Here is a 23,217-nt window from a genome sequence, read left to right as displayed (position 1 = left end):
ACACTCCCTCATACTATACATGAGCATTTAATACATGTTGGGGTGCGATAAAAATGATAAAAATCGTTTATTTAAACAGCAGTAAGCCACTAAAAAAAAGTAGTATTAATAAGCAAGATAAAATTGAACTCCAAAAAATACGCTTATCAGATGGCTTTATAAAAAAGTATCAGCTTAATTTTGATAAAATTATTCTTCATTTTGGACATTGGAAGCAAGAATTCAAACTTATGAACGACAATACGTTATCAGATCAAGAGATCGGATTACCAAAAGGTAGCCTCGCTATTTCTATCCCTGAAACACTTTCTTTTGAGATAAAAGTGCAAGGGAATATTGTACACATTGGCCCATTTATTGTCTTTATAGCCAAAAAAAATTCCCACCATCTATCGGAAAAAAATCTAGAAGATTATAAAAGTAGGTTTAATCACTTTAAAACAATCAATGGCCTTGTGTTGATTTGTTCGAGTGAAGACATTGATATTAATAAACAAACGATTAGTGGCTATTATTATAATCCCAGTACTGAAAAGGCTAATGAAAATTGGCTAAAAGGTATATTTCCTTATCCTGACGCTGTCTTTAAAAAGATTAGGATACCAAGTAAACAGGAAGTAAACTTGAGGAAAGCACTCGGAAATAAGGTATTTAATACCAACTCATTTAGTAAGCTAGACCTTTGGAAGGCATGTTCCTCTGATGAAAAGGTTCGAAAACTTCTTCCTGTTACAGAAAAGTATCAAACAGTTGCTGATTTGGAGGCAATGCTTGATAAGTTTTCAACAGTTTATTTAAAACCAATAAGGGGAATGAAAGGAATCGGTATTTATCTAGTGAAACAAGATCCTAATGGATTCATCCTAATTAACCACCAAAAGGATAAATACTTACTAAAAACAATAAAAGAAGTTGAGAAATTTGTAGGAAATAAAATAAAAAAGGGATATATTATTCAGCAGGGAATCCCAACTAGTTACAAGAATAAACATTTTGATTTTAGGTTGTATTTTCAAAAAACAAAGAAGAAAAAATGGATATGTCAAGGTTCAATCGGGAGAATTGCACAGGAAGAGAGCATTGTAACCAACTTAAATCATGTTGCGCATCTTTCTACTGGAGAAAAGGCTATTAAAATCATTTTTAAGGTAAGTCATACAGAAGCTAAATTAATTCTTGATGATACAATAAATTCGTGTATTGATTTATGTAACCTTTTAGACAAGAAGTTAGGACATTTTGGAGATGTTGCAATTGATGTTATTATAGATCATAACCATATACCATGGGTACTTGAAGTGAATAATATGTATGGGAAGAGAAGTCTTTATATAATGAAAGACAATGAATTAATTCAAACACTTCATACAACCCCATTAAAGTATGCAAAAGCGCTTGCGGGCTTTTAAGTTGAATCAACAATGCTAAAAATGTTCTATTTTTTTCAGCATGAAGTTACGCATGAATTTTTTTGGGGGAAAAGTATAACGAAACATGAATAATTTTAGACAAAGTAGATAAAAGATTGTCTTCTTACAAAATAATCGATATACTATTAAGTTGTATGTTTCAATAGAAATATCAATTTTAAACAGACTATTAAGCATAAGCTCGTTAAGAATTGTTGTCTTCGGACATAGCTTTTAATAGTCAGAGATCAGGATTGTTTGAAAGGAGACTGACATGATGAATGAACAACAGCGTAAGGAAAATACTCAAGTAAACCCTTCGGACAAAAAATCCGATAAGGACTACAGCCAGTATTTTCAAGCCGTGTACATGCCTCCTTCTTTAAAGGATGCGAAAAAAAGAGGAAAAGAAGAAGTAAAGTACGACGGATTTTCAATTCCTGATGAGTTGAAAGGAATGGGTAATGGTCGTAAATTTTATATTCGCACATACGGATGTCAAATGAATGAACACGATACAGAGGTAATGGCAGGACTATTTATGGCCTTAGGTTACGAGCCAACAGATGGTGTCGATGATGCCGATGTTATTTTACTAAATACATGTGCGATTCGTGAAAATGCTGAAAACAAAGTGTTTGGTGAACTAGGGCACCTTAAAACATTAAAAAAGGGAAGGCCTGACCTATTATTAGGTGTATGTGGTTGCATGTCACAGGAGGAATCAGTTGTTAATCGTATTTTAAAGGTTCATCCGTTTGTTGATATGATCTTTGGTACTCATAATATTCATCGTTTACCAAACATTTTAAATGAAGCATACCTATCAAAAGAAATGGTTGTGGAAGTGTGGTCTAAAGAAGGTGACGTTATTGAAAACCTTCCAAAGGTCCGTAAAGGTAACATTAAAGCTTGGGTAAACATCATGTACGGTTGTGACAAATTCTGTACGTATTGTATTGTTCCTTATACCCGTGGCAAAGAGCGGAGTCGTCGTCCAGAAGAAATTATTCAAGAAGTACGCCATTTGGCTGCACAAGGTTATAAAGAAATAACGTTGTTAGGTCAAAATGTAAATGCTTATGGAAAAGATTTCGATGACATTTCATATGGGTTAGGTGAATTAATGGAAGAAATTTCTAAGATTAATATCCCAAGAATTCGTTTTACAACAAGCCATCCCCGCGATTTTGATGATCATTTAATTGAAGTTTTAGGTAAAGGCGGTAACCTTTTAGACCATATTCACTTACCAGTTCAATCTGGTAGTACAGATGTATTAAAAATTATGGCACGTAAATATAGTCGAGAACATTATTTAGAGTTAGTTCGCAAAATTAAACAAGCAATGCCAAATGCTTCACTTACAACAGATATCATAGTTGGCTTTCCGAATGAAACAGATGAACAGTTTGAAGAAACATTATCTTTATATCGTGAAGTTGAATTTGATAGTGCATATACATTTATTTACTCACCTAGAGAAGGTACACCAGCAGCAAAAATGCAGGATAATGTCCCTATGGAAGTGAAAAAGGAGCGCCTACAACGATTAAACGCTCTTGTAAATGAAACATCTGCTAAGAAATTAAAAGCGTATGAAGGCGAGATTGTAAATGTACTTGTTGAAGGTGAAAGTAAAAATAATCCAGAAGTTTTAGCTGGTTATACAGAAAAAAGTAAGTTAGTAAACTTTAAAGCGCCTAAATCTGCAATCGGACAGATTGTAAAGGTGAAAATTACGAAAGCAAAAACGTGGACGCTTAATGGAGATATGATAGAAGAAGCGGTTGAGGTGAAATAAATGACAACATTATATACTAAAGAAGACATTGTAGCAAAAGCTCGCGAACTTGCACAAGTAATATCTGAATCAAAGGAAGTTGACTTCTTTAAGCGTGCGGAAGCACAAATTAATGAAAATCAAAAAATTCGTGAAATGATTGCTAGTATTAAAAGTTTACAAAAGCAAGCTGTTAATTTCCAACACTACAGTAAACATGAGGCATTAAAGCAAGTCGAGGATAAGATTGAAAAGATCCAAAATGAATTAGATGAAATTCCAATTATACAGGAATTCCAAGAATCACAAATTGAAGTAAATGAGCTATTACAGCTCGTTTCACACACAATTTCAAACAAAGTAACAAATGAAATTATTACGGCAACTGGTGGAGACCTATTAGCGGGTGAAACTGGATCTAAGGTTCGTAGTTCATCTGGTGGTAGCTGTTCATAATGATAAAGAATAAAGAGGCTGACATTTAAAATGTCAGCCTCTTTATTCTTTACTCTCAATCATTTAGTTCTAATTCTGCTGAATATAGACAATATTGATTACTGCCTTTTCGCTTAGCGTGATACATTGCTTTATCAGCAAAATTTAATAAGGTCCCTAAATCACTTCCATCTTCATGGGCAAAACTTACTCCAACACTTGCAGTTATTGAAATTTTTGAATCATTGAAGAAGAAATTTTCATTTAAATTATCTAATAATCGTTCTACATAAGCAATGATATTTCTTTTCTTTTCTTCAACTATAATAATTGCAAATTCATCTCCCCCTATACGATAAGGGTATGTATTAACAGGAATCGACTTAATCATTTGTTTTGCGACATGGATCAGTAATTGATCACCTGCTAAATGTCCATACGTATCATTAACTGTTTTGAATTTATCTAAATCAACTAGAACAATTCCCAGAATTTTTTGGCTTTTGTAAGTTTCTTGAAGTAACTTTACTGCCTGTTCTTGATAATACAATCTGTTACCTAATCCTGTTAAGGGATCATGAAAGGCTAAATGTTTCAGTTGATATTCATATTTTTTCTGATGACTAATATCTGTTAATACAAAATAAACATATTTTTTATCATCAATCACAACATAATCTGATAGTAAAACGACATGTATTGCCTTTAGACCATTTTCAACTTCAATAGTAAGTTCGATATTCATAGGATTTGAAGAAACATAATATGAACGAAATAAATCTAGAAAAGTATACTGATCCTTGCTGGTCAGAAATTGAGAAAATTCAGTCCCGATAATTGAATCCTTCTCTAGATTAACCATTTTATTAAACGCAGGGTTAGCATCGACTATACATCCTTGAAAATTCACTAAAAGGATGCCGTTTGAGCTTATTTCATATAATAATTTATACTTATGACCATATGTAGGTAACCAATCAAGGTGAATCATAGAGTATCTAATGATGTAAGCAAAAACTAATACCCCGTATGGAGACAAAAAGGCAAAAGAAACACCAAAGAATGCACCTACTACCGCTATAAAGATGGTTATTAGAAATGATATGATGGTTAAAATGCTGCCTTTTTTAATAAACGAAATACGCTTTTTATATAGGTCACTACTGTCTTCAGATTGAGCTCTTTTAAACCCAATTCTTAAAAAGTAGAAACTCCAAATAATGGTGTAAAAGCTTGCTATTATTGTTAACAGAACAAAAGGTGTACTCAATACATCAGTCGGGCCCGTTGCTGTATCATTGATAACAAAATTAAAAGATGAAGGGAATAATATAAGCGAAATAATACCGGACAAAGGGAGTAGAAAAATAAAATGCCACTTCCCAGTTAGGTTAATATTGCTGATTTGCTTAAAAAAATAAATGGACAAGGACATCAAAACAAAAGAATTACAATATTTAAACACGAACGCAAAATAATAGGCTTCTTCAGGTGGAAGAATATTTGAACTGTAATCAGAGAGAAAAACAAAGCTTAGAAACATGATGAGTAAAGCAGTTCTGCGATGAAAACTGCTTTTAGGTGAGCGAAAATAAACCTCCCCTGCCATTGTAAACAAAAATAAAAAAGGAATAAAACTTACGATAAAGTGAAAAACAACTAATTTCATTATTGGCACCTCAAAATTCAATTTAAGTATTTAGGCTTATTTCTAGGAAATAAGCCTAGCTAGTTATGACAGGATATTATCTTTATTTTCTTAATGATCAATCTTTGTTCTAACATATTATTTAACGGTTTGGTTCTGTATAAAATAACAGTGGTTCTTGGTAGTATATTATGATGGAGAGAACTAAAATGAAAATGTAATATAAATAATATTAACACAAATTGGTTCATATGAACTAGGTCCAATGAACTAAAATGTATAAGGGAAGGGATAGGATTCATACTAATATAGTTAACTTCTATTATAGAGACATACAGGATTCTGTACCTCCCTTTTTAGAAAAATGAACCATCTTCATGAGTTATTGCTCCTCTACTCCGATAATTGAATCACATTTCCTCATAATTAACCCTGGCATTACTCTATTTGAAATCCTTTGTTTTAATCAAATTTTATAGGCAAATATTTACTAATCCCAGCATACAATAAACTATACGGCTTCTTGTATGGAGTAATATATAGTTGTTTTGGTAATTAATTAGCACAATTGTTATTAGCCCAGCATAGGATTAAAAGAAGATTCATTGAGGAGGGTATGCTCGAATGTCTGAATACAGAGAGATTATAACAAAAGCAGTAGTTGCGAAAGGTCGTAAATTTTCACAATGTACACATACGATTACTCCAACGCAAAAACCAGCTAGTATATTAGGTGGCTGGATCATTAATCATAATTATGATGCTCAAAAAAATGGAAAAACTGTTGAAGTAGAAGGTACTTACGATATTAACGTTTGGTATTCTTACAACGAAAACACAAAAACAGAAGTTGTAACAGAAAGTGTCGAATACGTTGATGTCATCAGATTAAGATATAAAGATGACCATTTTATCGATGACGAGCATGAAGTAATCTGTAAAGCACTACAACAGCCTAATTGCTTAGAGGTGACTATTTCACCAAATGGAAACAAAATTATTGTTCAAGCGGAGAGAGAACACCTTGCAGAAGTCATTGGTGAAACGAAAGTGTGTGTACATGTAAATCCAGATGGCTGTGATAATGATGAAGAGTGGGAAGATGAATTGGATGAAGAGTTTGAAGATTTGAATCCAGAGTTCTTAATAGGCGATGTTGAAGAATAACTAGGGGGAGTTCCCTCTAGTTTTTTTATTTAGCTTCCACAAAAACAGCTGTTGATATCTTATCTGCAGTATCAAATATTCTCCCTTGAATCAAAATCACTCAAGTAGGTTGGACTAGTTTTTCTCAAACATAATGTTGTTTAGTAGCATGTTTAAAATAAATATTTCAATAGATACCTAAGTTTCCCTATTGTTTAAAACACAGGAATTTGTCGATTTATGATATAATGAATAGGGATTTTTAAAGTACGTTTAGGTGATATTGGGGGATTAATATGGCTACTTACACGCCGATGATACAGCAATATTTAAAGGTTAAGGCAGACTATCAAGATGCCTTTTTATTTTTTCGTTTAGGTGACTTTTATGAAATGTTTTTTCAAGATGCCATTCAAGCTTCTCAGGAACTTGAAATAACACTTACAAGTAGGGACGGTGGTGGAGAAGAACGTATTCCAATGTGTGGCGTTCCACACCATGCTGCGCCTAATTATATTGAACAACTTATTTTAAAAGGACATAAAGTAGCAATATGTGAACAAACAGAGGATCCCAAGCAAGCTAAAGGTGTAGTCAAAAGAGAAGTTGTCCAGCTTATTACACCTGGAACAGTAATGGATGGTAAGGGAATTCATGATAAAGAAAATAACTATATCGCATCCATTACAGGATTTGATTCTCAAATAGGACTAGCTTTAAGTGATTTAACTACTGGTGAAAACCTTGTAGCTATCTGCTTTAATTTTGATGAATTATTAAACGAAATTTATTCAGTTGGTGCTAAAGAAGTTGTCGTTTCTACAGACATACCAGAAGAGTGGAAAAAGCAATTGATTGACCGATGTCAAGCGACACTATCATATGAAATGGAAACATCAATATCTCAAGAATTTGTTGAGATTGTTGAGGATATACAAGATAAGCGATTCGTTCAAACCTTTGGTAGATTATTAGCCTATTTACAACGTACGCAAAAGCGTAGTCTCGATCATTTGCAAAAGGTAACCGTCTATTATTTACAAGATTCTATGAAAATTGATCTTTATTCTAAACGCAATTTGGAGTTAACAGAAACCATTCGCTCAAAAGGTAAAAAGGGATCTCTGCTTTGGCTCTTAGATGAGACTAAGACGGCAATGGGAGGAAGATTGTTAAAGCAGTGGGTGGATAAACCTCTTGTTGACCGTGAGAAAATAGAAAAACGCCTCACAATGGTTGAAACATTTATTGCCCACTATTTTGAACGAGAGGATTTGCGAAATCTTCTCAAAGAGGTCTACGACTTAGAAAGGCTAGCTGGTAGAGTGGCGTTCGGGAATGTAAATGCTCGAGATTTAATTCAGTTAAATAAATCTCTTCAACAAGTACCAGCTATTGACGAGCTCTGTCAGTCATTAGTAAACGATGAAAAATCCGTGGGCCTTGACCCATGTGATGACCTTAGTCTTTTATTAGAGGAAGCAATTATTGATAACCCACCACTTTCTGTTAAAGATGGGAATATTATTAAAGATGGCTACCATGCTGGACTTGATCAGTATCGTGATGCGAGTCGCAATGGGAAAACATGGATTGCGCAACTCGAACAACAAGAACGCCAAAAAACAGGCATTAAATCATTAAAAATTGGCTATAATCGAGTATTTGGATACTATATTGAAGTAACAAGAGCTAATTTGCATTTATTACCAGAAGGAATGTATGAACGGAAGCAAACTTTAACAAATGCGGAGCGCTTTATTACACCTGATTTAAAAGAAAAAGAAACGCTTATTTTAGAAGCTGAAGAAAGGATAGTAGAGCTTGAATATCAGCTTTTTGTCGACCTAAGAGAACAAGTAAAACAATATATTCCTAGATTACAAATTTTAGCGAAGCGATTAAGTGAGTTGGATGTTCTGCAGTGTTTTGCAACGATTAGTGAGAACCGTCATTATTGTAAGCCGCATTTTTCACAGACTGGGGAGCTTTTCGTGAAAAATGGTCGACATCCAGTAGTGGAAAAAGTTATGGATTCACAGGAATATGTCCCAAATGATTGTGACTTTAGTGACGAGCGTCAAATGCTTTTAATTACGGGTCCTAACATGTCAGGGAAAAGCACGTATATGCGTCAAGTTGCATTAACAGCCATATTAGCTCAAATCGGTTGTTATGTCCCTGCTTCAGAAGCGGTCCTACCGATTTTTGATCAAATTTTCACTAGAATTGGTGCAGCAGACGATTTAATTTCAGGACAAAGTACATTTATGGTAGAAATGCTTGAAGCGAAAAATGCAATTGCCCATGCAACATCACAAAGTTTAATTCTTTTTGATGAAATTGGAAGGGGTACGTCAACGTACGATGGAATGGCATTAGCACAAGCAATTATTGAATATATTCATGAATATATCGGTGCAAAAACGTTATTTTCTACACACTATCATGAATTAACTATTTTAGAAGAGCAATTAAATTCACTGAAGAATATTCATGTAAAAGCAATTGAAGAGAATGGAAAAGTTGTTTTCTTGCATAAAATTGAAGAAGGTGCTGCTGATAAGAGCTATGGAATACATGTTGCAGAGCTTGCAGACCTTCCTAAATCATTAATTATCAGAGCAAAAGAAATTTTAGCCGAACTAGAGGCAGAGAAAATAGAAACTATTTCTATCGATAGAAAGCCAATTGTGAAAGATGATTTTATTGCGGAGTCACAACTTACGTTATTTTATGAAGAACAGCCTGTATCAAAAAAAGCAGCTTCTTTACCTAAAAAGGAGCAAGTGGTTGTCCAATTACTAAAATCAATGAATCTGTTAGAAATGACACCACTTGATGCAATGAATGAACTGTATCAGTTGCAAAAAAAGGTAAAAGAATAGCTCGCTAAAAAGCTGTTTTTGAATTTTAATGTTAACAATGGAACAATTAAATATCTACCTTACGAGGCATTAGTATTCTGAAATTTAATTGGAGGTGAGATTCTTGGGTAAGATTATTCGCCTTAATGATCAGTTATCTAATAAAATTGCAGCAGGTGAGGTTGTTGAACGACCAGCTTCTGTAGTGAAAGAGCTACTAGAAAATGCAATTGATGCAAATAGTACAATTGTTGAAATTGATATAGAAGAAGCAGGGCTAGGTAAAATTCGCATTCTCGATAATGGAGAGGGAATTGAAGAAGATGACTGTTTAAATGCCTTTCATCGTCATGCTACTAGTAAAATAAAAGACGAAAATGATTTATTTCGGATCCGAACGTTAGGGTTTAGAGGGGAGGCTTTACCAAGTATCGCCTCTGTCTCTTTACTTGATATGAAAACAAGCACTGGGGAAGGTGCAGGAACGAATCTTGTATTAACTGGTGGAAAAATTGAAAAACACGTTTCTACTGCAAGCCGAAAAGGTACAGATATAACGATAAGGAATCTATTTTTTAATACACCAGCTAGGTTGAAGTATATGAAAACTGTCCATACCGAACTTGGCAATATTACTGACATTGTAAACCGAATCGCTCTCTCACATCCTGAGGTCTCCATTCGTCTTGTCCATAATGGTAAAAAGCTATTACACACAAATGGAAATGGAGATGTACGCCAAGTTTTAGCTGCAATCTATGGATTATCGATTGCGAAAAAAATGAAAAAACTTACGTTAGAATCTTTAGATTTTACAGTGGATGGATATATTGCACTTCCAGAAATAACCAGAGCATCTCGTAATTATATCTCTACAATCATCAATGGACGTTTTATTAAGAATTATTCGCTTGTTAAGGCAATCCAACAAGGCTACCATACGTTGCTACCAATTGGACGGTTTCCAATTGTATTCTTAAATATAAAGATGGATCCAATTTTAGTTGATGTCAATGTTCATCCGTCTAAGCTAGAGGTTAGATTAAGTAAAGAAGCAGAGTTAAATGAGCTTATTACAAATGGGATTCGCGATGTATTTAGACAACAGCAGTTGATCCCAACAGTTGATATTCCTAAACCACATAGAAGTAAACCAACAGATGAACAACAACATTTTACATTTAATCACTCATCTGGGATCCGGCCACAAGAGGTTCAGCAAATGCCTAAACAAACGAATGAATCTACAGTAGTCAAAGAGGATTCTATCGGTACAACGATTACAAAGACAGAATCAAATGAAGTTAACTTCATTGAAAATCAATATAATGATTCTTTTGCCGAGATAGATAAAGAGAAACCAATACATGGACGGGACCACTCCTTGGATATTGAGGAAGTTGGCGATACGGAAACAACCTTTGATCTGCAACAACAGCCATCAATTGAGGCAAGAGATCGTGTACCTACTTTATACCCCATTGGTCAAATGCATGGTACCTATATTTTAGCACAAAATGAACAAGGCTTATTTATCATTGATCAACATGCTGCCCAGGAACGAATAAAATATGAATTTTATCGTGAAAAGGTAGGGGAAATTGATTCAGAAGTGCAAGAGTTATTAGTTCCACTTACATTTGAATATTCTAATGATGAAGCGATGGTAATTGAAGAAAATCTCGATAATCTCACAGAAGTAGGGATTTTCCTAGAACCCTTCGGACGAAATAGCTATATCGTTCGATCTCATCCCCTATGGTTTCCAAAAGGAGATGAATCAATAACGATTGAAGAAATAATCCAACAAGTATTAGATGAAAAGAAAATCGATATTAAGAAGTTACGTGAAGAAGCAGCCATTATGATGAGTTGCAAAGCGTCCATTAAAGCGAATCGTCATTTACGTAATGATGAAATATTTGCTTTATTAGAAACGTTAAGAAAAACATCAGATCCGTTCACATGTCCACATGGCCGGCCAATTATTGTGCACTATTCTACCTATGAGATGGAGAAGATGTTTAAGCGGGTTATGTAGCACGCTTTTAAGTAGTTAAGTTTAGTATTTGCCCACCTAACTATTTAAATAACGCACTAACTTAAATACATTTTCTTCTTCATACTTTTTTGTTATATGAAGTAATATCTGCACCACTTTCCAAAGGCATGATCACGTGTGTATGACGTAATCCATGAAGGGAAATATGGTGCAGATTTAGTTTTTTCTAAAAGTCTATTAATAAACTTTTGATAATCCAAATGAGTTTATGGGCCTAAATGTATATATCATACTTTAGTAATAATATGATAGTTAGTGTGATTCTCCCTGTTTTTTAATGTACTAGTTTGACATTGAACTCCATACACAATTAACCATTCTCTAAACCAACCCTTTTATAGGTACTTCTTGGGTTTGAATTACAGAGTGCACATTGACTAAAACTTCAATTCAACTGCTTTAATTTGAGCTTCTTTTTAGTTCTAAATCCACCTTTAGTCTTCTCTTTTACCTTAGCAGTGTTTCTTCAACTAAGTTTGTATAAGGTTCATACAGCTTAAAGTTTGTTTTACTTATCATAATGAGATCACTCTCCAGGGCATCAATTAAATTACTCCTTATGATGTAATTGTGAACTAGATTCTTTACATGGTCCGGTAACGGTTCCTTTATATTCACACCTCAAAAGTTTACTTGTGGTAATCTACCCTTAGAATGTCCTTAAGCTTCATATTGAATTTATCACCATGGCCATTCATAAGTCTTAACTCTTGTTTAATGTCATCTAGAAAATGAATATGGCCAACATATAACTTCATGTCTCCGTTATCAAAATAAGTAAAGACTAGTTCTTTGTTATATTCCAATGCTTCATAGATTGTTTGATTAATGTCTTCTAACTGATCTTCATTCAGAATAGGCTTATCTACTTTGTCCTGTGCTTTATCAAGATAGCTTAACATTTTAACGTGTTCCGGTAGCGTCATCACAGTCCTTTTCATTGATCCTCGGTCTTTTATCATTATTACCATCCTTAATGTTTAAAATATCACTTTTTCATTATACGAAAGTTTGTTCGTATTTTCAATTGAAATGGAATATACGTTCGTATATAATAATGTTATAGAAGAGGAGCTGATAAAATGAATGGCCTATTGCTTACATCAAAAGAGGAACAAATGCCCATAGAATTGTTGTATATATCAGGTAAAGGGGAAATTACGCATCGAACAGTTATAGTGAAAGACATTCAAGTTGATTATATTCAAACATATTGCCTTTTAAAGCGACAGCCACGTTTATTTAAGCGTTCGAACATTTTATCAGCTGCAAAGAAAAGAAATAGACAAGGGGTCAATTATGGTAGCAATGAGCTTACTTTAAGAGAGAAGAAGTATATAAGAATTTGTGTGAATTTATATTATTAGAACGATACTATAGGAAAATAGCGCATTTTTAACACTTTGTTTAAGAATATTTACTGGGGAAAATGATTTGTTTATTCTTATCAATAAAATCTATAATAGGAAAAAGGTAGTGTATTAAATTTCATAAGATTTTGAAGGGCAACTTATTAACAAAAATGCAAAGATACACTCTAAGCAAGACTTGTTTATTTTTAGGGTAAATTTCATGAATCTCAATGTTTACAATTAGGTTAAAAAGGTGATAATAGAGTGGAATTGAAGATAATCACATGTTAAGATGGTGGACATAGAAAGAATCTATCTGTTATGAAAGAGTGGTTATTGTGGAGAAGAAAAAACTCGTTGTCATCATCGGTCCAACGGCTGTTGGGAAAACTAAATTGAGCATTGATTTAGCTAAGCGACTAAACTCTGAAATTATAAGTGGCGATTCAATGCAAATTTATAGAGGGATGGATATTGGGACAGCGAAGATACATGAACATGAAATGGCTGGGATTACTCATCATTTAATTGATATAAAAAATCCCAATGAAGATTATTCGGTTGCGGAGTTTCAATCAACAGCTCGACCTTTAATCGATAAAATGAGCAAACACGGTAAAATGCCAATGATTGTTGGAGGGACAGGGTTATATATACAGTCTGTTTTATATGATTACCAATTTACCGATAATCCTACAGATCCTGAATATAGGGAGCTTCTTGAACAAGAGTTAAAGGTTAAAGGTGAACATGTTATCCATCAACTTTTAGAAAAGGTTGATCCCGAGTCTGCAAGTAAGATTCATCCGAATAATAGTAGAAGAGTCATTCGCGCACTAGAATTCTATCACTGTACAAACAAAACAATGTCAGAATCCATTAAGAAACAAGAGCAAGAACTGCTTTACGATGTTGTAATTATTGGTTTAACAATGAATCGCGAAGATTTGTATGAACGTATTAATAAACGTGTCGATCAAATGGTTAACCAAGGCTTAATAGATGAAGTGAAAAGTTTATACGACCATGGTCTCCGTCATACTCAAGCAATTCAAGCGATTGGATATAAAGAGCTATATAACTACTTTGATGGCAAGATTACTTATGAAGATGCGATCATTCAGCTAAAACAAAATTCTAGAAGATATGCAAAGCGCCAGTTAACATGGTTTCGAAATAAAATGGATGTTAAGTGGTTCGATATGACACCACCTATAGAATATAATAAAAAGTTTGATGAAATTTTTACTTACATAGCAGGAAAGCTACAACATTAATCGAATTATAAGGTATAGAGAAAAGAGGAGGACGAAACATGAAACAATCCATTAATATTCAAGATCAATTTCTTAACCATTTACGTAAGGATGGTACATTTGTGACTGTTTTCTTACTTAATGGTTTTCAATTAAGAGGCCTAGTTAAAGGCTTTGATAACTTCACGGTTCTATTGGAAACTGAAGGGAAACAGCAGCTTATTTATAAACATGCAATCTCAACTTTTTCTCCACAAAAAAATATACAATTAGAGCTTGAATAAACATAAAAGGAGCAGGTCTTACTATAAGATCTGCTTTATTTTTTTGCCTTATTTCAAGTAGTATAGAGTACTTCAAACATATTTTTATTTATATTTATCCTCCTGACGGTAGTTTAATTCCATAATCAGCCATTAAGTTACCCGTCCCACTATTTAGAGCTACAAATATTTACTTGGGGTGTTAATTTTAAAACTTATGAATATAAATAAAAGAATGACTAGTTATTGAGAAAGCATAAATAAGTAGCATTTTTTAACAACCCTAGAATTTAACAGATTAATTTGAAAAGCAATATTGGTAGTAAATTAAATAAACAACTATAAAAAGCTCACGAATAATTAGTAATAGATTGTGAGGTGAACATCAGTGGAAAAGGATCGTGCGGTCACATATAAAACAAATGGACAGATTAATATTATCTTAAATAACCAGTCAAAAGAAAGTGTTGAAGATCAAGTAAGATCTTCCTCATATGACTTGAAAATACCAAAAGTAGAAGCGAAACATGCGGTTCTTCAGGAAATTGAGGATGAGATGAGCTCTTTAGTTGGAATGAATGAAATGAAAAGGCTGATAAAAGAAATTTATGCATGGATTTTTATTAATAAGAAAAGAGAAGAGCACGGTTTAAAGGCCGGGAAACAAGCACTTCATATGATGTTTAAAGGGAATCCCGGGACTGGAAAAACGACTGTTGCCCGTTTAGTAGGTAAATTGTTTTTTCAAATGAATGTCTTAACAAAAGGTCATCTAATTGAGGCGGAAAGAGCAGATCTAGTAGGAGAGTATATCGGACATACTGCTCAAAAAACGCGAGATTTAATTAAAAAGTCACTTGGTGGGATCTTGTTTATTGATGAAGCTTATTCTCTTGCAAGAGGGGGAGAGAAGGATTTTGGTAAAGAAGCTATTGATACGTTAGTAAAGCATATGGAAGATAAACAACATGATTTTGTTTTAATACTTGCGGGATATCCTCGTGAAATGGATAATTTTTTATCGTTAAACCCAGGGCTATTATCAAGATTTCCATTAGTGGTGGATTTTCCGGATTATTCAGTGGAAGATCTGATGGAAATTTCAAATAGAATGATGTCAGAACGTGAATACTGCTTTAATGATGAAGCATTAAACAAGCTTAGGGAACATCTAATGTCAGTAAAAACACTTACACATCCTTCAAAATTCAGTAATGGTCGTTATGTACGTAATATTATCGAAAAGTCAATTAGGTCCCAAGCTATGAGATTGTTATTAACAGATAAATTTAATCGTGAGGATTTATTAATGATTAAAGGACATGATTTAGTTATCGCTGATCAAAAGGCTAACTAGTTGCTTATTCAATTTACAGGATAAATAGAGACTTTTATGATTGCAATTTTTCTAATAGTGGTATGGATAATAGTAAGGAAGCGGAGAATTGAAAAATAGACTTAGTAGTGAATTAGATCATCAACTAAGTCTATTGGTTTTCTTTTCTTCTTGTTTGTCGTTCTTTTTTTGTCAATTTCATCATAAATGATAGAGAGAACATTTTTGGAGGTTAATATGAAAGGTAAACTTATTACTCTACTAATTCTACTCTGTTTGCTTCTATCACTTTATTTTTACATATCTCAGCCAAGGAGTATACAAGAAACCAATCAACCTAAAATAGTAGAGGAGACAAAAGATTCTTATAAAACCCTAACATATATCATTACTGAAGTAAGTGGGAATGATTATTATGGTCAATCTATTGACGGAAAAACGAAAATATTTTTTAATAGTGAAGATGTTAAATATCCAATCGAAGACTCATTAGATGTTAATGATAAAATATTGGCTTATATGGAATCAGAAAATCTCGTTGATGGTCTTGTGAAAATAGAAAAACTACAGTAAATACTTCTAGAAAGTTGTAATTTTAAAAAGTGGATGACTGTTAAAAGGTCATAACAACCATCCACCTTTGATTTAGCGGCTCTACTTATACAGGAATTACACTATTAGCGGTAATTGCCTTGTACCATTAATATACTTTTAAAGTTATTTTTCATTTGGTGGGTTTCTGCGATAAGGGATTAAAGGTTCTGAATCCTGAGAATTTATTGAATTAGTTATTTGATTTGATTGAGTGTTTGGATCAAGTATTTGCTTTACAGGTTGCTCATCAATACTATTTGCTTGATAACTTAGCTCCTTTATTCCTAGGTCTGTGTTAATTGGATGATCCGTATTAGATGAAGGAGAGATTTTGGTATTGAAAAAGCCTTTACCACTTTCCGGATTTGATACGATCCCTAAAGCGATAAGTATACCTAATATGGCTGTAACATACGTATGCCAATGTGTTAGATCAATTGTAAATCCTAAATCCTTTAATACCATATACAGAACAGAGGCAATTGACACCCAAAGACCATAATTCCTCCATTTCATGAATTTCACACCTTTCAAAGGTTCACATCTAGCTTATTCCTTATAAAAGGATAATGTGAATCTACATTAATACTGGTTCCTAAGCTATAATGGAAAATTAGTAGTAAGAAAGAATGTGAAAGATACAATATCTAATATATAAAAATACAAAGGTTTTTTCATCCATATTAATTTGAGTACTTAATTTGTATATTTACATTTGTCATCTGATGAGATTCAATGTGTATTTTTATTGTTTATTGTGTGCTTTTATACATAATCATGTTTTAAAAGCATTAAACGATTGGTTTTCGTTCGAATAAAGCTATAGGAATGATGGTTGAAAACGCTTCCAAACAACCTCGTGCAATGTTAAGATACATTGTATAAGAAGGAGTGATTGAGATGAGCGATAACAAATTACTTATGGAAGAGCTTAAATATCTTGTTTTAAATGATCTTTCACTAAATGAGTATATAATCGAACAGCTACAGGAGAGATTCTCAAAAGATACTTCTCTAATAATAGAACTTTATCAAATTTTACAATCAAATAAATTAACAGTGCCATTTTTTAAAGATATCGAAGCAACAATCTATAACTATCTTGTTAGTAAGGAAATGTCAGATAATAGGACTTATTATGGTGCAACACTCTATGTTGCAGAAATGTTTGAAACAACACAAATTTATATTAAATGTAAAGTTAATGAAACTCGTCGTTCATTAATATCCAACAGAGATATGGTGAGGGAAACACAAAATAAATAAATTGGTCTATGGAAACGATAATAGATCAACAAATACATAATTTCGTAATTATTGGAAAAAATATTTTCATGAGGTTAGTTTTATGTTTATCTTTTATAGTAGATTTTCAGAAATTCACATAAATGATCTTGAGGAATTTAACAAGGCAATCGAAAAGAAAAGAAGGGGACAGAGGAGCCGTTGAACTAGCTATAATTTCTTTTATAAAAGAAATACGTTAATGCGCTCTTATCCCGGAAATAAATGTTACACATAGATACTTATTTTGATATGTCGGGGTTGCTGCCAAAGGTCTAGGTGTTATTTGGATAATGTTTGAGACCTTTTAGGTGGTGTTTGAAAGCTACGATTAGGCAATTTCCATTCGAAAGTATAGGATAGTACCCGTAAAATAACGATTACTGTGAACAACAAGTATAATTCCATTGGTTGTTGTACTACCTTAAATCCAATGAGTAGACCAGCAATTATCGCCCAAAATGCATAAATTTCTGCGCGAAGTACGAGGGGTTTTCGTCCAGCTAGTAGATCTCTTATAATTCCTCCGCCACTCCCTGTCAGAACTGCAGCAACAACTATCGCACTTGTTGAGTGCCCCATATTAACAGCATATAATGCACCTTGTATTGCAAACGCCGAAAGGCCGATTGCATCTGTAAAGTTACCCCATTTATGCCAATGTTTTAATAAACTGTTTGGAAATAGAAAAACAATAGTCATCGCAAAGAGTGCAATTTGAAAAAGAATCCCTTGCTCCCATAAAGCAGTAATTGGAACACCTATTAAAAGGTTTCGGATTGCGCCTCCTCCAAAAGCTGTAACGATTCCTAATATATAAACCCCTAAAATATCATATTCTTCTTCCATTGCAACAATTGCCCCACTGATTGCAAAGGCAATCGTACCTATTATACTTAAAACATCCCAAGTCATATTCGTTGAACCCCCAAATGTTAAACTATAGACGAATTGATTGTAAAGCCCTGAAATAAAAAGGTCAATATAAATTTTTCTGAATAACGTTAAGTAAAAGAAAGTCTTTATTTAGAAAAAATAAATATAATCAGATAGAGCTGGTCGCTAGAAAAGGAATATACAATTATTCTTATTAAAGCGACTATACTTGTAGAAAGGATTCCCCTAATATTATATAAATGTTTGATAAGGTTATCTTTGGAAAAAATACCAGTTATGAAGTTATATTGACACAAGATAAACACACTCGATTTAGTCTATACTACAGAAATAATTAGAGAATTGTACAAATGTTTGTTATGATTAATATGCTAAACTGCGAAAGGAAAGGGTCTATTTTGAATAATCCAATTGATGTACTAAAAGAAAAAGTAATACTTGTTGGTTGTCAACTTCAAACCATGTCAGATGAGCATTTTCAATACTCTATGGAGGAATTAGCATCCTTAACGAAAACTGCGAATGGTGAAGTTCTTATAAATCTTATGCAAAAAAGAGTTCGTCCTCATCCTGCTACATATATAGGCAAAGGAAAGGTAGATGAGTTATTAAATCTGGTTGAGGAACTGGAACCAGATATAGTGATATTTAATGATGAATTGTCACCAAGTCAACTTCGTAACTTAACTTCTACTTTAGATACTAGAGTCATTGACAGAACCCAATTAATCTTAGATATTTTTGCACAGCGAGCTAAGTCTAAAGAAGGAAAGCTTCAAGTTGAGTTAGCTCAACTACAATATTTGTTACCACGACTAGCAGGGCAAGGTATTGCTTTATCACGTCAGGGAGCAGGAATTGGTACAAGAGGTCCTGGTGAAACGCAACTAGAAACAGACCGTAGGCATATTAGAAATCGTACTTACGAGATTAAGCAGCAATTAGCAACGATCGTTAGTCATCGTAACCGTTATCGAGAAAGACGTAAAAAAAATCAAGCATTCCAAATAGCTCTAGTAGGGTATACGAATGCCGGAAAATCGACGATATTTAATCGATTAACAACAGCTGGAAGCTTTGAAGAAGATTTATTATTTGCGACACTAGACCCTATGACAAGAAAAGTTATATTGCCTTCGAACTATCAAGCGCTCATTACGGATACCGTAGGGTTTATTCAAGATCTACCAACAACCCTTGTAGCTGCCTTCCGTTCCACATTAGAGGAGGTAAAAGAGGCAAATTTAATTTTACATATAGTTGATAGCTCTAATGAGGATTATCCAAATCATGAGCAAACAGTATACAAACTACTGGATCAGTTAGAGGCGACAGATATACCTATGCTAACGGTATACAATAAGAAGGATAATGCTCTTGGATCATTTGTTCCATCACCAAATGAAACTAATATTCAGATCACAGCGTTTTCAAAAGAGGATTTAGAAAAGCTATTGCATATCGTTGAAAAATTAACAAAAGATGCAATGAATCAATATTACATTAACGTACCTGCTAGTGAGGGGAAACTCATATCTCAACTAAAAACTGATACATTAATTAAAAAATTAACATTTAATGAAGACGATGAGGTTTATGAAGCTGAAGGGTTTGTTCTTCCGTTTCACTCAATAAATGGACAACTAGAGAAGTATGCTCAGAAAGGGTAATGAATATGTTTGAGTTTTTAAAGCAGGGTGCAATTATTGCACCCCTTGTTTATAAGGTAGAAGAAATGATCAAAGGGGTACACCAAAATATAGACAGAATTAGTGAGGCTAATCAATTCCGAGTCCTGCAAAGTTATCAGCAGCACCGTGTTAGTGATTCGCATTTTATTCCTACAACTGGTTATGGATATGATGATATAGGGCGGGATACATTAGAGAAAATTTACGCGAATGTCTTTGGAGCAGAGGCGGGTTTAGTAAGACCGCAAATTATTTCTGGTACCCATGCGATTTCAATTTCATTATTCGGTGTATTAAGACCGGGAGATGAACTTATTTATATTACAGGTAAGCCATATGATACACTCGAAGAAATTGTAGGAATTAGAGGAAGTGGCAATGGTTCCTTAAAGGAATTTAAGATTGATTATCAAACAGTAGACTTAAAAGACAATGGTGTAGTTGATTTTGACTCTGTTAAGAAAGCCATTACATCTAAAACAAAGATGATCGGTATCCAAAGATCTAAAGGTTATGCTAATAGACCTTCTTTTACAGTATCTGAGATTAAAGAAATGATAACGTTTGTAAAAGAATTAAAAGAAGATATTGTTATTTTTGTCGATAATTGTTATGGTGAGTTTGTAGAAGAACTCGAACCTTGTCATGTAGGTGCGGACTTAATGGCCGGTTCACTTATAAAAAATCCGGGTGGAGGGATCGCGAAAACTGGCGGTTATATTGTTGGGAAGAAGTCATTAGTAGAAGCTTGCTCGTATCGTATGACATCTCCTGGAATAGGCTCAGAAGCTGGAGCATCCCTTTATAGTCTACAAGAAATGTACCAAGGTTTCTTTTTAGCGCCACATGTTGTAGGACAAGCATTAAAAGGAGCAATTTTCACTTCGGCATTTATGGAGGAAATTGGATTGCAAACAAATCCGAAGTGGAATCTAACAAGAACAGACTTAATTCAATCGATCCAATTTAATGATCCTAATCTTATGGTAGCTTTTTGCCAAGCGATTCAATATGCTTCACCAGTAAATTCACACGTCACTCCCTATGCTAACTATATGCCTGGCTATGAAGATGATGTTATCATGGCTGCGGGTACCTTTATCCAAGGGGCAAGTATTGAATTATCTGCAGACGGACCTATTCGGTCACCATATGTTGCTTATGTTCAGGGGGGTCTGACCTACTCACATGTAAAGATAGCCGTATGTTCTGCAATCGATTCACTATTAGAACAAAATTTAATCTCAATAAATAGATAACTAGTTTTTGAAAATTGATGTTATAATTCCTCACATGTTATTGACAGATAATATAACAAGGGTTATAATCAAAATAGATAAAGATAAGGAGCGAATAACATGGGTGATAATATACGACGCTCAATGCCCCTATTTCCTATCGGAATTGTTATGCAACTGACAGAGCTATCTGCCAGGCAAATTCGATACTATGAAGAGAACGAACTGATATTTCCTGCAAGAACTGATACAAATCGCAGAATTTTTTCCTTTAATGATGTTGATAAGTTATTAGAAATAAGGAATTTAATTGAACAAGGTGTCAACTTAGCCGGAATTAAGCAGATCTTTTCACGTAATGATGCGGATAATGAAGACGAACAAGAGAAACCTAAAACAGTTGAAAAACCAAGTTTAAGTGATGCTGAGTTACGTAAATTATTGAAATCCGAACTAATGCAAGCAGGTCGTTTTAATCGACCAACATTAAGACAGGGTGATATGACAAGGTTTTTTCATTAAAGTGAGTAATTTAAATTTAAATATAAGCTTTTAAATGAAGAGAGGAGATTTTCAATGTCTAAGTATACAAGAGAAGATATTATTAGTTTAGTGAAAGAAAACAATGTTAAATATGTCCGTCTACAATTCACGGATGTACTTGGTACAATTAAAAACGTTGAAATTCCAGTAAGTCAGCTTGATAAAGCAATGGATAACAAAATGATGTTTGACGGATCTTCAATCGAGGGGTTTGTACGTATAGAAGAATCTGATATGTATTTATATCCAGATCTAGATACTTTTGTTATCTTCCCATGGACAGCAGAAAAGGGAAAAGTTGCTCGTTTTATCTGTGATATTTATAATCCAGATGGAACGCCATTTACAGGGGATCCACGTAATAACTTACGTCGTCTACTAGCTGAGATGGAAGAGTTAGGTTTCACAGATTTTAACTTAGGGCCTGAGCCGGAATTCTTCTTATTTAAATTAGATGCAAATGGAGAGCCTACACTTGAACTAAACGATAATGGTGGGTATTTTGATTTAGCACCAACTGATTTAGGTGAAAATTGCCGTCGTGATATCGTTCTGGAACTTGAGGAAATGGGATTTGAAATTGAAGCATCCCACCATGAAGTAGCACCTGGTCAACATGAAATTGACTTTAAATACGCTGGTGCAATCAGAGCATGTGATGATATTCAAACATTTAAACTTGTTGTTAAAACAATTGCTCGTAAGCATGGTTTACATGCAACATTTATGCCAAAGCCATTATTCGGTGTTAACGGATCTGGTATGCACATGAACTTATCATTATTCCGCAATGGAGAAAATGCATTCTTAGATACAAGTGCAGATCTTCAATTAAGTGAAACAGCTAGACAATTTATTGCAGGTATCATTAAACATGCATCAGCATTTACTGCAATAACAAATCCTACTGTTAACTCATATAAACGTTTAGTACCAGGTTATGAGGCACCATGTTATGTTGCTTGGTCTGCTCAAAATAGAAGTCCATTAATTCGTATCCCAGCATCACGTGGTTTAAGCACGCGTGTTGAAGTACGTAGTGTTGATCCCGCTGCAAATCCATACTTAGCAATGAGTGTATTATTAGCAGCTGGTCTTGATGGAATCAAAAACAAGCTTGCAGCTCCTAAACCAATTGACCGTAACATTTACGTTATGTCAAAAGAAGAGCGTATCGAGAGTGGCATCGTAGATTTACCAGCTACTTTGGCTCAAGCTCTAGATTTACTAAAAACAGATAGTACAATGAAACATGCTTTAGGAGAACATTTATTCGAGCATTTTATTGAAGCCAAGGAAATAGAGTGGGATATGTTCCGCACCCAAGTTCACCCATGGGAAAGAGAACAATACATGTCAATGTATTAAATAAGAAGTTTTCCTGATATTGAAGGTGACAAATATACGATTGAA

21 protein-coding genes are annotated in these 23,217 nt (G+C 33.8%); 16 read left to right on the top strand and 5 right to left on the bottom strand.

Annotated features, from left to right (window positions below):
* Window positions 1-53: 53 nt before the first annotated feature.
* The 3 genes from AC6CHR_RS01530 to ricA all read left to right on the top strand — a co-directional run bounded on the left by AC6CHR_RS01530 (window position 54) and on the right by ricA (window position 3,648).
* The gene (locus AC6CHR_RS01530; protein ID WP_498246682.1) at window positions 54-1,409 is read left to right on the top strand and encodes a YheC/YheD family endospore coat-associated protein; all 1,356 of its coding nucleotides are present in this window, start codon (window positions 54-56) and stop codon (window positions 1,407-1,409) included.
* Window positions 1,410-1,686: 277 nt separating this feature from the next.
* A complete protein-coding gene (gene miaB, locus AC6CHR_RS01525; protein WP_498246681.1) occupies window positions 1,687-3,213 on the top strand; it encodes a tRNA (N6-isopentenyl adenosine(37)-C2)-methylthiotransferase MiaB in 1,527 nt (508 codons plus the stop codon).
* Window positions 3,214-3,648, top strand: coding sequence for a regulatory iron-sulfur-containing complex subunit RicA (gene ricA / locus AC6CHR_RS01520; RefSeq protein ID WP_498246680.1), 435 nt, complete (start codon window positions 3,214-3,216; stop codon window positions 3,646-3,648).
* A 55-nt stretch (window positions 3,649-3,703) separates the two neighbouring features.
* Here the strand turns inward: ricA and AC6CHR_RS01515 are convergent, their stop codons facing one another.
* Complete coding sequence (locus AC6CHR_RS01515) at window positions 3,704-5,296, bottom strand: diguanylate cyclase domain-containing protein (RefSeq protein ID WP_498246679.1); 1,593 nt, start codon at window positions 5,294-5,296, stop codon at window positions 3,704-3,706.
* Window positions 5,297-5,899: 603 nt separating this feature from the next.
* On the opposite strand from AC6CHR_RS01515, the gene AC6CHR_RS01510 reads away from it, so the two are divergent.
* The 3 genes from AC6CHR_RS01510 to mutL all read left to right on the top strand — a co-directional run bounded on the left by AC6CHR_RS01510 (window position 5,900) and on the right by mutL (window position 11,329).
* Window positions 5,900-6,442, top strand: a complete 543-nt coding sequence (locus AC6CHR_RS01510) for an outer spore coat protein CotE (protein WP_498246678.1) — start codon at window positions 5,900-5,902, stop codon at window positions 6,440-6,442.
* Between the two features lie 275 nt (window positions 6,443-6,717).
* Window positions 6,718-9,309 carry a DNA mismatch repair protein MutS gene (gene mutS / locus AC6CHR_RS01505; RefSeq protein ID WP_498246677.1) on the top strand — a complete coding sequence of 864 codons (2,592 nt, stop codon included), beginning with the start codon at window positions 6,718-6,720 and terminating at the stop codon, window positions 9,307-9,309.
* A 103-nt stretch (window positions 9,310-9,412) separates the two neighbouring features.
* On the top strand, window positions 9,413-11,329 hold the full coding sequence (mutL, locus tag AC6CHR_RS01500) for a DNA mismatch repair endonuclease MutL (protein WP_498246676.1): 1,917 nt from the start codon (window positions 9,413-9,415) through the stop codon (window positions 11,327-11,329).
* Between the two features lie 468 nt (window positions 11,330-11,797).
* Here the strand turns inward: mutL and AC6CHR_RS01495 are convergent, their stop codons facing one another.
* On the bottom strand, window positions 11,798-11,968 hold the full coding sequence (locus tag AC6CHR_RS01495; RefSeq protein ID WP_498246675.1) for a YhjD family protein: 171 nt from the start codon (window positions 11,966-11,968) through the stop codon (window positions 11,798-11,800).
* 11 nt (window positions 11,969-11,979) lie between these two features.
* A complete protein-coding gene (locus AC6CHR_RS01490) occupies window positions 11,980-12,321 on the bottom strand; it encodes a YolD-like family protein (RefSeq protein ID WP_498246674.1) in 342 nt (113 codons plus the stop codon).
* Between the two features lie 111 nt (window positions 12,322-12,432).
* Between AC6CHR_RS01490 and AC6CHR_RS01485 the strand changes: the two genes are divergently transcribed.
* The 5 genes from AC6CHR_RS01485 to AC6CHR_RS01465 all read left to right on the top strand — a co-directional run bounded on the left by AC6CHR_RS01485 (window position 12,433) and on the right by AC6CHR_RS01465 (window position 16,130).
* Window positions 12,433-12,717 carry a hypothetical protein gene (locus AC6CHR_RS01485; RefSeq protein WP_498246673.1) on the top strand — a complete coding sequence of 95 codons (285 nt, stop codon included), beginning with the start codon at window positions 12,433-12,435 and terminating at the stop codon, window positions 12,715-12,717.
* A gap of 320 nt (window positions 12,718-13,037) precedes the next feature.
* The gene (gene miaA, locus AC6CHR_RS01480; protein ID WP_498246853.1) at window positions 13,038-13,979 is read left to right on the top strand and encodes a tRNA (adenosine(37)-N6)-dimethylallyltransferase MiaA; all 942 of its coding nucleotides are present in this window, start codon (window positions 13,038-13,040) and stop codon (window positions 13,977-13,979) included.
* 38 nt (window positions 13,980-14,017) lie between these two features.
* Window positions 14,018-14,242 carry an RNA chaperone Hfq gene (gene hfq / locus AC6CHR_RS01475; protein WP_498246672.1) on the top strand — a complete coding sequence of 75 codons (225 nt, stop codon included), beginning with the start codon at window positions 14,018-14,020 and terminating at the stop codon, window positions 14,240-14,242.
* A gap of 367 nt (window positions 14,243-14,609) precedes the next feature.
* On the top strand, window positions 14,610-15,578 hold the full coding sequence (spoVK, locus tag AC6CHR_RS01470; RefSeq protein WP_498246671.1) for a stage V sporulation protein K: 969 nt from the start codon (window positions 14,610-14,612) through the stop codon (window positions 15,576-15,578).
* 216 nt (window positions 15,579-15,794) lie between these two features.
* Window positions 15,795-16,130, top strand: coding sequence for a hypothetical protein (locus AC6CHR_RS01465; RefSeq protein ID WP_498246670.1), 336 nt, complete (start codon window positions 15,795-15,797; stop codon window positions 16,128-16,130).
* Between the two features lie 144 nt (window positions 16,131-16,274).
* Here AC6CHR_RS01465 and AC6CHR_RS01460 read toward each other — a convergent pair whose 3' ends face one another.
* Window positions 16,275-16,667, bottom strand: coding sequence for a hypothetical protein (locus tag AC6CHR_RS01460; RefSeq protein ID WP_498246669.1), 393 nt, complete (start codon window positions 16,665-16,667; stop codon window positions 16,275-16,277).
* A 384-nt stretch (window positions 16,668-17,051) separates the two neighbouring features.
* On the opposite strand from AC6CHR_RS01460, the gene AC6CHR_RS01455 reads away from it, so the two are divergent.
* A complete protein-coding gene (locus AC6CHR_RS01455) occupies window positions 17,052-17,417 on the top strand; it encodes a hypothetical protein (protein ID WP_498246667.1) in 366 nt (121 codons plus the stop codon).
* Window positions 17,418-17,717: 300 nt separating this feature from the next.
* Here AC6CHR_RS01455 and AC6CHR_RS01450 read toward each other — a convergent pair whose 3' ends face one another.
* Entirely contained in the window at window positions 17,718-18,350 is a 633-nt protein-coding gene (locus tag AC6CHR_RS01450) for a trimeric intracellular cation channel family protein (protein ID WP_498246666.1), read from the bottom strand.
* 380 nt (window positions 18,351-18,730) lie between these two features.
* On the opposite strand from AC6CHR_RS01450, the gene hflX reads away from it, so the two are divergent.
* From hflX to glnA, 4 genes are all read left to right on the top strand, one after another.
* Window positions 18,731-20,002 (top strand): GTPase HflX, encoded by a 1,272-nt coding sequence (hflX, locus tag AC6CHR_RS01445; RefSeq protein WP_498246665.1) that lies wholly within the window; start codon window positions 18,731-18,733, stop codon window positions 20,000-20,002.
* A 5-nt stretch (window positions 20,003-20,007) separates the two neighbouring features.
* Window positions 20,008-21,282, top strand: coding sequence for a methionine gamma-lyase family protein (locus tag AC6CHR_RS01440; RefSeq protein WP_498246664.1), 1,275 nt, complete (start codon window positions 20,008-20,010; stop codon window positions 21,280-21,282).
* A 99-nt stretch (window positions 21,283-21,381) separates the two neighbouring features.
* The gene (locus tag AC6CHR_RS01435; RefSeq protein WP_498246663.1) at window positions 21,382-21,783 is read left to right on the top strand and encodes a MerR family transcriptional regulator; all 402 of its coding nucleotides are present in this window, start codon (window positions 21,382-21,384) and stop codon (window positions 21,781-21,783) included.
* A gap of 54 nt (window positions 21,784-21,837) precedes the next feature.
* On the top strand, window positions 21,838-23,172 hold the full coding sequence (glnA, locus tag AC6CHR_RS01430) for a type I glutamate--ammonia ligase (RefSeq protein ID WP_498246662.1): 1,335 nt from the start codon (window positions 21,838-21,840) through the stop codon (window positions 23,170-23,172).
* Window positions 23,173-23,217: the final 45 nt, after the last annotated feature.

Source organism: Metabacillus sp. GQ13 (assembly GCF_059758525.1).
The sequence above is the reverse complement of the archived record's forward strand: the minus strand, read 5'-3'. Positions and strand labels throughout refer to the sequence as shown.